The sequence below is a fragment of the Priestia megaterium genome (assembly GCF_023824195.1).
Lineage (GTDB): Bacteria > Bacillota > Bacilli > Bacillales > Bacillaceae_H > Priestia > Priestia megaterium_D.
On sequence record NZ_CP085448.1, the window covers coordinates 35001 to 48903 of the forward strand.

The 13903-nt window shown below is 33.8% G+C and carries 10 protein-coding genes, 1 rRNA gene and 1 pseudogene (1 of these 12 running past the window's edge); 3 read left to right on the top strand and 9 right to left on the bottom strand.

The genetic code is table 11. The features are described 5' to 3' along the window. A 16S ribosomal RNA gene (locus tag LIS78_RS30400) occupies window positions 1–1263 on the bottom strand (it extends 285 nt beyond the left edge of the window). Between the two features lie 1536 nt (window positions 1264–2799). Here LIS78_RS30400 and LIS78_RS30405 point away from each other — a divergent pair. After that, a pseudogene (locus LIS78_RS30405) lies at window positions 2800–2982 on the top strand (IS3 family transposase); the annotation flags it as partial. Window positions 2983–3665: 683 nt separating this feature from the next. Here the strand turns inward: LIS78_RS30405 and LIS78_RS30410 are convergent. The 4 genes from LIS78_RS30410 to LIS78_RS30420 form a co-directional block, all read right to left on the bottom strand. Then, window positions 3666–3881, bottom strand: coding sequence for a hypothetical protein (locus tag LIS78_RS30410; protein WP_252285756.1), 216 nt, complete (start codon window positions 3879–3881; stop codon window positions 3666–3668). Window positions 3882–4395: 514 nt separating this feature from the next. After that, window positions 4396–4494, bottom strand: a complete 99-nt coding sequence (locus tag LIS78_RS31785) for a DUF3967 domain-containing protein (RefSeq protein WP_487250837.1) — start codon at window positions 4492–4494, stop codon at window positions 4396–4398. Beyond that, window positions 4458–4724 (bottom strand): DUF3967 domain-containing protein, encoded by a 267-nt coding sequence (locus tag LIS78_RS30415; RefSeq protein ID WP_252285757.1) that lies wholly within the window; start codon window positions 4722–4724, stop codon window positions 4458–4460. Before LIS78_RS30415 ends, LIS78_RS31785 begins: the two co-directional genes overlap by 37 nt. Window positions 4725–5622: 898 nt before the next feature. Further along, entirely contained in the window at window positions 5623–6171 is a 549-nt protein-coding gene (locus LIS78_RS30420) for a complement C1q domain-containing protein (RefSeq protein WP_434092406.1), read from the bottom strand. A 1820-nt stretch (window positions 6172–7991) separates the two neighbouring features. On the opposite strand from LIS78_RS30420, the gene LIS78_RS30425 reads away from it, so the two are divergent. After that, window positions 7992–8153, top strand: coding sequence for a YjcZ family sporulation protein (locus LIS78_RS30425; RefSeq protein ID WP_252285759.1), 162 nt, complete (start codon window positions 7992–7994; stop codon window positions 8151–8153). Between the two features lie 431 nt (window positions 8154–8584). Here LIS78_RS30425 and LIS78_RS30430 read toward each other — a convergent pair whose 3' ends face one another. Then, window positions 8585–9190: an SET domain-containing protein gene (locus LIS78_RS30430; protein WP_252285697.1), complete on the bottom strand. Its 606-nt coding sequence runs from the start codon at window positions 9188–9190 to the stop codon at window positions 8585–8587. Between the two features lie 308 nt (window positions 9191–9498). Here LIS78_RS30430 and LIS78_RS30435 point away from each other — a divergent pair, with 308 nt between their 5' ends. Beyond that, entirely contained in the window at window positions 9499–9648 is a 150-nt protein-coding gene (locus tag LIS78_RS30435) for a hypothetical protein (RefSeq protein ID WP_252285765.1), read from the top strand. A gap of 611 nt (window positions 9649–10259) precedes the next feature. Here the strand turns inward: LIS78_RS30435 and LIS78_RS30440 are convergent. The 3 genes from LIS78_RS30440 to LIS78_RS30450 all read right to left on the bottom strand — a co-directional run bounded on the left by LIS78_RS30440 (window position 10260) and on the right by LIS78_RS30450 (window position 13278). Beyond that, window positions 10260–10634, bottom strand: coding sequence for a spore coat protein (locus tag LIS78_RS30440; RefSeq protein WP_251448755.1), 375 nt, complete (start codon window positions 10632–10634; stop codon window positions 10260–10262). A gap of 1800 nt (window positions 10635–12434) precedes the next feature. After that, on the bottom strand, window positions 12435–12722 hold the full coding sequence (locus tag LIS78_RS30445) for a hypothetical protein (RefSeq protein ID WP_252285760.1): 288 nt from the start codon (window positions 12720–12722) through the stop codon (window positions 12435–12437). Window positions 12723–12924: 202 nt separating this feature from the next. Beyond that, window positions 12925–13278, bottom strand: coding sequence for a hypothetical protein (locus LIS78_RS30450; RefSeq protein ID WP_075422480.1), 354 nt, complete (start codon window positions 13276–13278; stop codon window positions 12925–12927). Window positions 13279–13903: the final 625 nt, after the last annotated feature.

Here is a 13903-nt window from a genome sequence, read left to right on the forward strand (position 1 = left end):
AGCCCTTTGTACCATCCATTGTAGCACGTGTGTAGCCCAGGTCATAAGGGGCATGATGATTTGACGTCATCCCCACCTTCCTCCGGTTTGTCACCGGCAGTCACCTTAGAGTGCCCAACTTAATGCTGGCAACTAAGATCAAGGGTTGCGCTCGTTGCGGGACTTAACCCAACATCTCACGACACGAGCTGACGACAACCATGCACCACCTGTCACTCTGTCCCCGAAGGAACGCTCTATCTCTAGAGTTGTCAGAGGATGTCAAGACCTGGTAAGGTTCTTCGCGTTGCTTCGAATTAAACCACATGCTCCACCGCTTGTGCGGGCCCCGTCAATTCCTTTGAGTTTCAGTCTTGCGACCGTACTCCCCAGGCGGAGTGCTTAATGCGTTAGCTGCAGCACTAAAGGGCGGAAACCCTCTAACACTTAGCACTCATCGTTTACGGCGTGGACTACCAGGGTATCTAATCCTGTTTGCTCCCCACGCTTTCGCGCCTCAGCGTCAGTTACAGACCAAAAAGCCGCCTTCGCCACTGGTGTTCCTCCACATCTCTACGCATTTCACCGCTACACGTGGAATTCCGCTTTTCTCTTCTGCACTCAAGTTCCCCAGTTTCCAATGACCCTCCACGGTTGAGCCGTGGGCTTTCACATCAGACTTAAGAAACCGCCTGCGCGCGCTTTACGCCCAATAATTCCGGATAACGCTTGCCACCTACGTATTACCGCGGCTGCTGGCACGTAGTTAGCCGTGGCTTTCTGGTTAGGTACCGTCAAGGTACGAGCAGTTACTCTCGTACTTGTTCTTCCCTAACAACAGAGTTTTACGACCCGAAAGCCTTCATCACTCACGCGGCGTTGCTCCGTCAGACTTTCGTCCATTGCGGAAGATTCCCTACTGCTGCCTCCCGTAGGAGTCTGGGCCGTGTCTCAGTCCCAGTGTGGCCGATCACCCTCTCAGGTCGGCTATGCATCGTTGCCTTGGTGAGCCGTTACCTCACCAACTAGCTAATGCACCGCGGGCCCATCTGTAAGTGATAGCCGAAACCATCTTTCAATCATCTCCCATGAAGGAGAAGATTCTATCCGGTATTAGCTTCGGTTTCCCGAAGTTATCCCAGTCTTACAGGTAGGTTGCCCACGTGTTACTCACCCGTCCGCCGCTAACGTCATAGAAGCAAGCTTCTAATCAGTTCGCTCGACTTGCATGTATTAGGCACGCCGCCAGCGTTCATCCTGAGCCAGGATCAAACTCTCCGAAGAAATGTTTGACTTGCTCATATAAAATAAAAAAGTTAACGTTGACGTTTGTCGCTTTGTCCAGTTTTCAAAGTTCAACCGCCGCTCTTAAGCGACTTTATTATCTTATCAAGTTATCAATGTGATGTCAACAACTTTTTAAAATTCTTTTTTCAGCGTCGTTGTTACTGGTATGTCTCAACGACGCTTTATAATAATAAATCACAAATATATTAAAGTCAATGATTTTTGAAATAAAAATGTTTTTTTATTTTATACATGAAAAAATACAGTGTATTCCCTATCATTTATGTCTTAATCCATGTCACCAAGCTCTAGAATTATCCTTCTCCTCCTAATTTAATACACATCAGGCTATACCTTTTAATATTTCCCTTGATAAATAGCAAAGTCCACAGAATTCACGATTCTATGGACTTTGCTATTTATGAAAACCTGCCACTTTGGCGGCATAAGCAACAGATTTGAATAGGGAAGAGGTACCTTGTACAAGGATAAGATATTTTATGCCAAAATTTATGAAAATCTTGTATACAAGCCTATAAATAAAAAAATGGGCAACTCTGAAATAAATCGAGTTTTTCAAGGATGGAAGGAGGCACTTAAAAGCAATAATAATCTATAGACAATGCCTATACTTGTTAGCGTGAATAAGATCTTTAAGAAGCCACTCTATATAAACTACGGAACAAAATAAAAAGCAGGTTACCTTTAATACAACACGCATTATCAACATATGTACCTTGGAAGCAATGGTATTAACTTTATCAGCATAGATAATAAAATATTATTCGCACAAAAATACCTTTTAAAAAACCTTAGGTATCTTAATTATCAAATCCTTTGAAATGATGTTTTGGCATAGTTTATTTACATAAAAAAAGTTATTTCATCTAATTTTTTTCAAAATAATTAAAAAGAATCTAATAAAGATAGCAAGTGTTAATTTAAATGAAAAGGTGGTTCAATAATTTAAAAATGTATATTATAAAACCATTTAAAAATTGAATAAAAAGCAACAAGATTTAGCTATGAAGTGAAAAAACATATGTTAACAGTAGGTCAACACGTGTTTTTTTAAGGTTCACAGCAGGCTTACATGTTTAATTTTTACGTTCACAGTGGGTTCACACGGAAAAGTTTGCGTCAACAGTACGTTCACATTCAACAGGTTTTCTTGTACCCCCAGTTTTGCTAGGCTTTGCCTAGCCCCACACCTATGGTGGGGGCATAAACCCCTTATGCTCTTCTTCTCTCTATTTTTTATAGGGCACCTCTGTTTTAATGAGTTGAGATGGAACATGGCAATCAAAATAAGAAATGTAGATCCTATTGATGAAAAAAAACAGTCATTCTTGTCAAAGGAGAAGGTCTTTCTAGACAATTATTTTTAAAAGAACGGCTTGAAACATTAAGGACTGTAAAAGAAGAAAAGCAGAGGATTATTTTGACTAAAGGTAAAGCCCATTTTGTTCAAACGCTTCAGGAAAGTTGGAGTTATTTACAAAATCGACCATATAAAAACCAAGGAAGTTCATCCAGAAGGGAATTTATTTAGATAACATATTCTTTGATAAGTTCTTTTGCTTATTAAAATTAGAGTTACTCCATCTCCAAGAACTTAAGAGTAGAGAACATTTTCAACAGAAATTAGAGACGTACATTCTTTTTTACAATCACAAATTAATAAAGACAAAATTAAAAGGATTGAGTCCTGTATAATACAGAATTCAATCCTCATCAGTCTCCTAAGCAAAGATCTAGCTTTTTGGGTAGGTTCGGCAAAGGTAGTTTACTTTTATTTTTAAATATATAGCTTTTATAATTACCTACGATACCCCTTAAAAGAATTCAGCAAATAAAAAGAAAAAATCTTTCTTTTTAATAAAACTCGCTACACTATTTATTCGTTTAATATCCAAATAAATGGACTTTTAATCTATAATTTAAATATTATATTCCTAAAAATGCAAACTACCTTTTATGAAATTAGCTTTTTTCATATACTAGTTGCAAAGTGGATATCTAATTTCCTAAAAATATTTTTATTAGTCTTGATTAAGTTTCCAAAGATTAATAATTCTTATTTCCTTACAACGATTTTTTTTGTAACTACATTCCTTTTTGGAGTGCTTTTTCTTCTTACAAAGACGATCATTGCTCATATTAAATTCACCTCTCTTCTACTCCTAACATTAACTATAATATGGAAAAATAAGAAATTTGAAAGGGTGCCTGTACCACATTTAAAAATTTATCTAAAAATATCTTATCCAAATCGTTTGATTAGGAGTTTAACTTCCATCCTCTTTTTTCAACAAATTTCTTTTGTTTAACATTAATACCTTTTATTCTATTTCAAATATTAAGTTGTAGGAGTTGATGTTTGCTTAAATTTCGAGTAATTAACAAGGTTTTTTTGTTTTTCGTTTAGGAGGCTTTGGTTTAGGGGGTTTTGGCTTTTCTTTAGAATCGTCTTTTTTTTCACAACAATCACAACAACATTTGACAATGACTGCTTTTTTATGTTTGCACTTTTTCTTATACTTTTTCTTATAATAATAAGGTTGTTTTTTAAAGTAGTACTTATCATCAATAGCGTTATGTTCCACATAATACATACTTCTTTCCCTCCTTTGGTTCCATATCATTTATATCTTGCCAAAGACTTTGAGTGGTATCTTACATAATATGTAAGATACCAATAAGTGTTTGGACAAGCGTGGACATTATAAGAGAATTTACTACAAATTTTTAAAAAGGAGAATCCTTATTAATATAGGACTCCCTTTTTTATGATCTATGAGAAAGCGCATTATGTAAATTAAAAAAGAATGCTATACATAATATAAAAACAGAAAAAATTACTTGATAATAAAATTAGGTAGCCTTTTATTAAACCGGACAAGCTAAATTCTTATTTTATAATATTTGAATTTTTATATGCTGAGCTTTTCTTGTATAGTTGAATTGCATTCCTGGTAATTTGAAGATAAATCAACAGGAATGTTCAAAAATGAGAAATCGTATTCTAATTTATAAGACTTAAATAAATTCATGTGTTCAGTCTAAAATCACCGAAATTTTAAAAGGTTTTAAGCTTGATATGGCCGCCTAAAATATATCAATTTGTTCTTAGATCCTACCGAAAAGCCGTTGCCAGAAAGTCTTCTTTTCTTGTTCTTGAGAAGCTGCAATTAATTGTTTAACTTCTTTTTTTCTTCTTGTATTGATCTAATTACGGACATAAGATTATCATCTCGTTCTTTAGCTCTTTGTTCCATTTTATTTATAATCTCTTTAATTTCTTCTCGGCCTTGTTGGCGGCCTTCTTCAAATGCTTGTTGTATTGCTTTATTTATTTTTTCATCTAAAAGTTCCTCGAAAAATTGTTTTGTTAGACGCGTTTCTTCCCGATAAACGCTAGGCGTTTGCGATGCGTTTGAAAATGCGTTCACCCCCATTTAGGTGTTATTCTATCATTTTGATTAGAATACCTTTAATATGACAATTAACTTATTAATTTTGAGATAGTTTGAAGAACATGTTTTGTAATTAATAATACCTCTAACAAAATGAGTAAACGCGTTTAGACGCTACTATATTAATAAGCCATAGCATGGACGGCCACATACCTTTTTCAAGGGTATAAGAAAAGCTCTCAATATTGAGAGCTTTTCTTATGTGTGTGGTTTTTAGATATATTTGATAAAAGATGAAACATGTGCAAATATAAAATACCTTATGGATCCATACTTTGTCCAGGTTAAAAAATAGCAAAATAAAAAGCTGCCTCTTAAGTGTGCAGCATGAGAGATAGCTTTTTGGTGGGTATTGGGTATTACTATGAGAAAATAACTGCAAATAAACAATAGCACATTTTTGCTTGAAATACTATATTTTTCCGTACAAGCATATGAATAAAAGGTGCGCTTTTTATTCATTTTTCTGACTTCCATCGCTAAGAGAAACCTTGTGACACCAAGGAAATATAAAACGCTGCATATTTAATAAACCAATGCTTAGTTGAGACCCTTGTCCTGCAAGGGTTCTTTTTTGTGGTGTGTTCAGGAAGAGGTATTATGTTAACTAAGATTGTATAGCATATACAGCTTAAAAACAGAAAAAACTCCACAGGCGATCAGGAGTTTTTTTCTGTTGAGAATTCAAATAAGAAAAGTGGTAGATGCCTCACGGCGTCTTGAGTAGTTTGCTCAATGAACGAAATAATATGTATTTAACTTCAAAAGGTATAAAAGACATTAGTTTATATAAAAAAGAGGAACAATATTGAAATCGTTCCTCTAACTGTGATTATGTTAACTAAATAATTTATTAGAATCAAAGTTCAAAATTTCTTGTTTATCTTGCTGGAGATGGGAATCGAGCTGCTTCGAAATGTGTACTATTTTGATTAACACCGTCTTGTACAATAACACCGGCTACACTACTTACGGCGAAAATTTCAACTAGATCTCCAGCTTCCAACTCAAGAATAGTAGAAACAGTTACTTCATTAGTGAAGGGTGCATTTGCACCAAAGAAATCGTTATCAGCAGCGACAGAATTTCCATTCACACGAATTTGTATCCCAGCTCTATAATCTGAAGTAGTGCTATTAGGACTAAAAGCAATAGTTGCAATGATAGAATATACACCATTAGTTTTCGGAATAAAAATAGAATTAGCTGGATCATACTCATTTGCTATATCAAATTGTTCAGATTGATATAATACTTTTACAAAAGTATCGGCAGGTACAGTCTGATTTATGAGGTTAATTGCTCTAAACGCTGATTCTCTTGTGTTTCCTTTCTTGCAACGATCTTTTTCAGATTCACAACAGTCATCATGATGCTCAGATTCATGTTTAATTTTTTTCCTGTCCCAAGGTGAAAAATTTTCTTCCATAACTTTTTCATCTTGCCTTAAAAGGGGCAAATTTTGTGCTGTCTGGGTATCTAACTGTTGAAGCAAATTTATTAAAAATTGTTTCTTTCTTTGAGATATCATTTTTATTTAACAATCCCTTCGTATTTATAATAACAACCTATGCAAGGAAAATACTTTGGATTGGGTACTTATCTCTACATGTGTAAACATAATAGAAATATGTAATTTCCTATACTTGTATATAAAGAAGGAAGCTTTTAAAAACAAGGAGAATGAAACATTTTAGGAAAGCGAAAATACTACTTTTTTTGTTTTCGGACTTTTTTTGCACTAGAATCATTTATTTATATGAACCAAAATGTTCGTAGTTTTTTTCTGGTAATTGGCTTATGAGAACGTGAAAAATTAATATTTATTAATTAATTATTACGTAATTTGGTTGGGCTAATATAAAGACTTATTATATTTCTAGAAGATTAAGTTATCAGCATGTTAACTAACTTTGCATATCGTATCCAACCTAAAAACGGAAAAAACTACTGCCAAACGAGCCAGTAGCTTTTTTTTACTCTTATAGATAGGATGGGTTATAATTCATGATATTCAAATTAATTACAGGTGCATAGACAAGCGTTGATATTATAAAAAAATTAATTAACTTCAATTAATATAGTGGAAGTATATAAGTAGAAGTGAAAGGTTTCTTTTATGATTTCCGATAACATTGATTATGTTAACTAATTATGTATACCATATACAGCATAAAAAGAGAAAAAACTCCTGTCGTTGGCCAGGAGTTTTTTCTGTAACGTATCAAGGTATTAAGAGTGATACCTCAAGTATCTTGAGTAGTTTGCTCATCATATAAAACCTTTATTCGTAATAGACAAGTTACCTAAAACAAAGAAAGTGAATATACTGAAACTGATAAAATCATACAACATTGGTTTTTTAAATCTCATAAGCTATTTCAAAAACCTTTGGATCATTGATCCCAAGGCTTTTTTTGATATAGTTCATTAATATATGAAGGTGTCTAATTTCAAAATGAACCCTTTTACTCCTTGTACATATTTTAAAAGTATAAATATATAGGAGTGAAAATATATGCTCTTTCGTCGATGGTGGCGTTGGCAATGGTTACGTTGGTGGAGATCATGGCTACGAAAATGATCACAGTATTTGACTGTTTTATATATTAAAGTGAATGTATCTTTTAACGTATGGTTCCTGTAATTTTCATTATGTTAACTAAACATGTATACGATATACAGGATGAAAACAGAAAAAACTATCTGATGGGAATAAGATAGTTCTTCTGGTGAATGCTCTAAATAGACGTATTTGACACCTTACAGTGTCTTGAGTAGTTTGCTCATAGGATTGAAAATTATTCAGACTAGGCAAGTTACCTAATAGAGAATGAAAACATATAATGCAATTAGATTGATTTAGGCCCTGAATCCGAGTCTAGGGGCCCCCTTTTTACACTATCCTAATCTATAAAGTCAAAGAGCTCTTAGAATGATTTATTCTAAGAGCTTTTCCCGTAAGTTACATTATGTTAACTAAACATATGTATGATATATACCTAAAAAAACAGAAAAACTCCCAGGCGGTTGAGAGTTTTTCTGTTTTTTTAACAACTGCAAATCCGTTAGGGAGGGTAACTGATCTACTGGGATTACATGGTATGGTTCATTCATTCTATGTAAACTAATCTAAAGGGTTTATATATATCTACAAAAATTATTTTATTTCTACCAGTACAGAGTATGGGCGCGCATTTTAATTTTCTATACATATCTTAAGAGTATTAAGCATATGGGGGTGAAAGTATGTTCTTTGGAGGTTATGGTGGCGGTTGCGGCTATGGCGGATATGGTTACGGTGGAGGCGGCTGTGGTTTTGGCAGTGGTTTCGCTTTAATCATTGTATTGTTTATTTTATTAATCATTATCGGCGCTTCTTGTTTTGGCGGCTTTGCCGGAGGTTGCTAATAATTAAGGATCATTTTTATTTTAATTATTATTTAGCTTTATTTCCTATTTTAAAAAGTTAGCTTCATGCTAGCTTTTTATTTATCTTTACTGTTTATACATAGTAATTGCCGATAAAGTACATTATATAAACTGAAAATGTATATAATATACATCTTAAAACAAAAAAATGACATTTGTCCAAGACAAGTTAAATATCCATTGCCTATACTGTTTCATACCTTCTATTTCATTGAGAGATATTCCTTTTGTTTTAAAGGGATATCTTTTTTATGTAGATTTAATTAAAAACAGAAAAACTACCTGCTGTGTAGTCATTCAGCAAAGTACCGGGATATGTATTCAAAAAGACACTCCTGATGTTTATACATCAGTGACTACCTCTTTCAGAAACCAAAAAGGAGTGAGATTATTTCACTCCACTTTGTCTTCTATTTTTGCTTTTTAGAAGAACGATTATAATAGTTGTTTTTAATGGAATCGGGAAGAACATGCTCTTTAGCAGCGATCATTACTTTTTCCTTAAATTCAGGTCGAATGAGGTGAATCAACGGTTGTTCGACATCATTAAAATGTTTTAAAGCCTCAGTTACCTGTTGATCCCATTCTTTGTAAAAATATAAAAGATCATCAGGGTTGACCCTCTTCCGTTCAGTTCCTTCCTCTGAAATAGGTTTAAAAGATGTACCAATGTTTAATGTTCCATAATCATTTGTTAATTGCTCACCTGGAAGAATGTCCCGAATAGCAATTTCGAAATTATATGCTGTTCCTATGCAATTTGCATGAAAACTATGGTTTAGGTACATGCCAAGATCCCAGCAAAGAATATATTGACCGTTTTGATTACGAAAAGAATATTTATTGAGAAATTTACGTCTTGGTTTATCCAATTTAGCAACAAATTCTGGTTCTAATATATGGTCCAGGTCATCCAAAGCCCATGTTATTGTCCCCTTAGGAATAAATTTAGTTGCAAAAACTCCAAAACCCATCTGTTCATTAATATATCGCAGTTTCGTATGTGGAAACATCATCTGTAATATTCCTCTTTTTATAATTACTTTTGTCTTTATACTATGCAGTTGGGACATGCTTGTTGACGATGCTAGAAATATTCAAAGAATTAGAAATTAGTAATATTAGCAGGCTTCCTCTTCTGAATTTTGGACAAGTATTTTTTTATGAAAACAATGAAAATAACTTAAATAATTAAAGCCTATTTAAGGTTATTTGTTTCCTAATACAGCTTAAAAACAGCAAAAACTCCTGGCTGCTGAGTTCAGGAGTTTTTTGTCTTAGATAGAAATTTAAATTTCGTACCAGAAGGTTTGGAGGTGATTTTATGCCAGGACATCGTACAGGAGATCGCCGTACATCTCGTAGTCGTTTCGATGATTTTAGAAGAGGAGATCGGATTCAAGTTTTTTCTGCAGGAAGACAACTTGATGGAAATGGGACTTTTATTCGAGTAGAGGATGGCTTTTTAATTTGAAGAGATAGTTCAGATGATAGGAATAAGACTAGCTTAGATGGTATTAGCATTCGTAGAATAAGTGGGTAGGACGTTTACTAATTTTTTGGACGGGTCTTTATCCATCATAAAACAACTTAAACTGTTAGTTTTGTTGTTTTATGATGGGCAAGTTAAATACTATATGTTGAGTAAAATTGGCATACACCTAATACACTTATTTTGATAATTATCATTGTGTTAACTAAAGTTTTATATCATATACAACCTAAAAAAGGAAAAAGCTACTGCCAAACGAGCCAGTAGCTTTTTGTACTTCTATAGATAGGATGAAATATAATTCATAATATTCAAATTAATAACAAATGCATAGACAAGCGTTGATATTATAAAAAAATTAATTAACTTTAATTAATTTAGTGGGAGTATACAAGTAGAAGTGAAAGGCTTCTTTTATGATTTCCTATAACATGTTTTATGGTAACTAAGGTTGTATATCATATACAGTCTAAAAACAGAAGAAACTACCCCATGGTTGTAGGGTGGTTTTTTAGTAAACGGGACAAGCTAAATGCTTGTCCGACAATATTTGAATTTTTATATGGTGAACTTTTATTTAGTTATATACTGTCCTAGATAGTTACTAGAATAATCAAAACTAATATAAGGCTTTGTATAAAAATAACTGTATCAATATTTGTTGTAGTAGCATGAACGTTTTTAGAATTTTTGATAATAATTTTATGATTGCTAGATTGTATAACTTTTGCAATTAGTAAAACTTCGGCTGTAATTAATCTTATTGAATTAGCGTCCAAACCTATTAATGTTAAAATAACGGTTAAAACTTGCAATAACGATTGTAAAATTATTGCTGTTTGTATATCTGTGATAGAAATATTAACATTACAAGAATCTTTAACCACAATTACTGAATCAGAAATTTGTTTGCTTAAGATTTTTTGTGTTGTTTCAGTTTCAATAAGTGCATTGCTATTAAAGTTCAAAACTCCACCCCCTTTTTTAGATATAATATATTAATATGAAAAATAAAAAGATTTGATTGTATGCTTGTCTCTTTCAGGCTATGAAACTAAAAAATAGGGGTATTGTTTAGTACAAGCTACTCTTAAAGTACATATTATATATAGCATACCTGCTGAAAGATTTTTCCTTCAAAGTCATGTCCTTGTTTAAAGAACATGACTTTTTTATTTCCGATAACGGTGATTATGGTGCGACAAGAAGTCGCTTTTATATAGTGTGGCTTACGCCACTGGTTTAGACGCAAAAAACTATCCCCGTCCAAAACTGTGGGCCTGGTAACGGGCCCGTGGGTTGCATGCCGAAATGCGGAAACAGAGAGTCAGTGCACGACTCGGAACACTGCTAGGGGAAGATGAGTATGGTGAACATTAGTGAAGGTTTGTAAGCTTCATAAATTTTAGCTCAGGATAGTGCACAGATTTGCCTGGGTATTGGTAAGAGGAAAAGCAGATTCATAATGCTGCTGTGACGCGTCCCGTATCTTGCCCGGAGTAAAGAACCCACTTAACCTCGTCGTATCTATAAGATGCGGAACTTGGTAAGCCCTTTGTCATCTGTATATACAGTAGGGAGATCGTAAGATCAAACGATGTGACAGAGGGTAAAGGATACGAGAGAAAGCAAATGCCGTTGTCTCGAAAGGGAACAGGAAAGCAGGAAACTGTATAACTGGACGGATACTATCGTCCTTACGAACAAACCCATGATAGGCCCGAAAGGGAGCTGACTTCTCGTTGGTCTCTCGTAGGCACATAAGGTTGTGGCTATCTTTTGACGAAAGAAACGTACTGTTATGTATACCTCCACTTGGAGCGTCGGCGTACGTTTTACTTACCGTTATGGTGTGTGATAAAGATACAACAGCAAATGGACCTGCAATGGGAGGCTTGAGCCGATGCGTCTTCAAAGGGACTCGCACGGTTCTTAGGGGAGGCAGGGGCAGTGATGCCCCTAACTTATTCGACTTAACTAAGAGCCACTGTTTTTAAAAATGAGATATTATAAATGTTACAATTTTAAAAGAAAATGTGTGCGCCCTTTTATTAAAATAAAGGACTTTAGTATATACCAGCTTGTCCATCTATGCATATTCTATAAGTGAGTATTCATGCTTCCTGCTTAATTTATAATTGAAATGAGGTGGACGAGCATGACTAACAAAGGGTGTTGTTGCAAGAAAAAGTGTTGTTGTAAGAAAGATCATAAACACTCTAATGTAGACTTTACTTCTCTTATGAATGTTGCAGCTGCTAATACTGATATCACTCTTCTCGACTTTCTAGTATTTATTTTATTTTTAATTTTAAGTGATCAGTTGTAGAATATGTGGAAGGACCACCCAATTTTGATTTTGGGTGGTCTTTTGTTTTTATACTATTTTTAATCAGAAAATACTCAAAAGTAATGCAAAAATCGATAGTATATTAATTACCCTTTCAAGGAAAAGACTGATGAATTTCTAGAAAGTACATGACGCAACATATTGGATATCATTTTTAGATGAAATGTTATATATTGAATATATCTAAGACTGAAAGAGAGAAGGTCATAAATATGATCTTCTCTTTTAGTTTATAGGTCCCGGTAAAATCCATTATGTTAACTAAAGGTTTATATCATATACATCTTTAAAATCAAAAAAACTACTGGTGTGTGCAATCAGTAGTTTTTTCTTTTTCGTAATTAGGTTGTATAAGACGCTGCCCCGTTTCTTCTTGAGTAGTTTGCTTCAGTTATAAAAAAACATTCAAGATGATTTATTAACATTCACGAACAAACACAGAAACTCCAAATACACCTAGTCTTTCACTAAATACTTGTTCAAATTCGTTATCAAGTAAGCACTTTACTGCAATTCTATAAATGTCACCTGTTTGTAATAAACGTCCACATGGTCTAGCGTTTCCAATAATAGTTGCTTCTACAATTGTACGTGGAGCTTGTATATCTAAAGGATTTCGCTGCCAAAGAATAGTTACAACATCAAAAGGTTGAGGGATAGATACATCGCCAGTACCGATATAATTACTTTTACTAAAATCACTCATGTTAATCACCTCCTTTCTTCTCTGTATTAGATGAAAATAAAAGGGGTTGCCTGTACTAATTTTTAAATAACTTTGTATAGAAAATACATTCAAAAAAAAGTAAAAAGTTATCTGCTAAGCTTATAAACTTTCTAACTACCTATACCAATTATCAATAAGTCCATGCCAATTATAAAAAAGGGTACTTATTGGAGCCCTTGAATTACTCGTCTTCCATTTCTTCTTCTAAATTAAATTCTTTTAGTTTGTTTTTTCCACCTTTGCTGGCGACCTGGCCTTCCTGATTTGCGTTTTGTCCACCCTTTTTAGCAATTTGCCCGCCTTGATTTGCGTTTTGTCCAGCATTTCCACTAATTTGTCCGCCTGTTTCTGCATTTTCTTTAACTCCAGCATTTCCACCTTGATTTGCTAGATTATTGTGAATGTTAATGTTAAAACAAATCTTCTCATGTTCTGTATTCTTTTTATGATCATTGTTATTTCTGTATTGAGGATATGATTCATCTACATAATAGCTATCATCTTCAGGGTTATAGTCCCAATGATACTTTTTCATTGTAATCACTCACCTTTTTATTTTTTCTCTATTTAATATACTCATTAATTGAAAAGGTGCTTGTGTGCTTGTCCTATGAAATTAGAATTAAAATAGCCCAGATGATCCGTCTATAACAAAGTATTGGAAAAAGCGAGGCTGAAAGGTCTTTAATCATGAAAATACGCTAGACAGTATGAAACTTGCAAGAAAGCAAGGATATTGTTATGCAATTTGTAAATACACTGTATAAAATGGAGAAGAAGTTACAGTGCGGAACCTAGAAGTTCTTACAGGGGAAATTGTTAAATTGGTACATGTACCTTGTATTAAATAAAACAGTTGTTTGGATAAAGAGAAGGCTTGAGCTGTATGACAGGAAAGCTGTTACATATGATTTTTAGGGGAATAGGCACTCGTGAGAGTACCTTCCTACCCGACTAAACTAAAAATGTTGTATACGATATATAGCTTAAAAACAGAAAACACTACTGGAACGGAGGGAACCAGTAGTGTTTTCGCTGTTAAGTAATTGGTTTTTATGAGATGATGCTCCGTTTCTTCTTGGGTAGTTTGCTCAAATTATTATTAATTATTATAATTTTTAAGGATTGAATTATATAAGTGATTTCTTTTATAGTTAAGT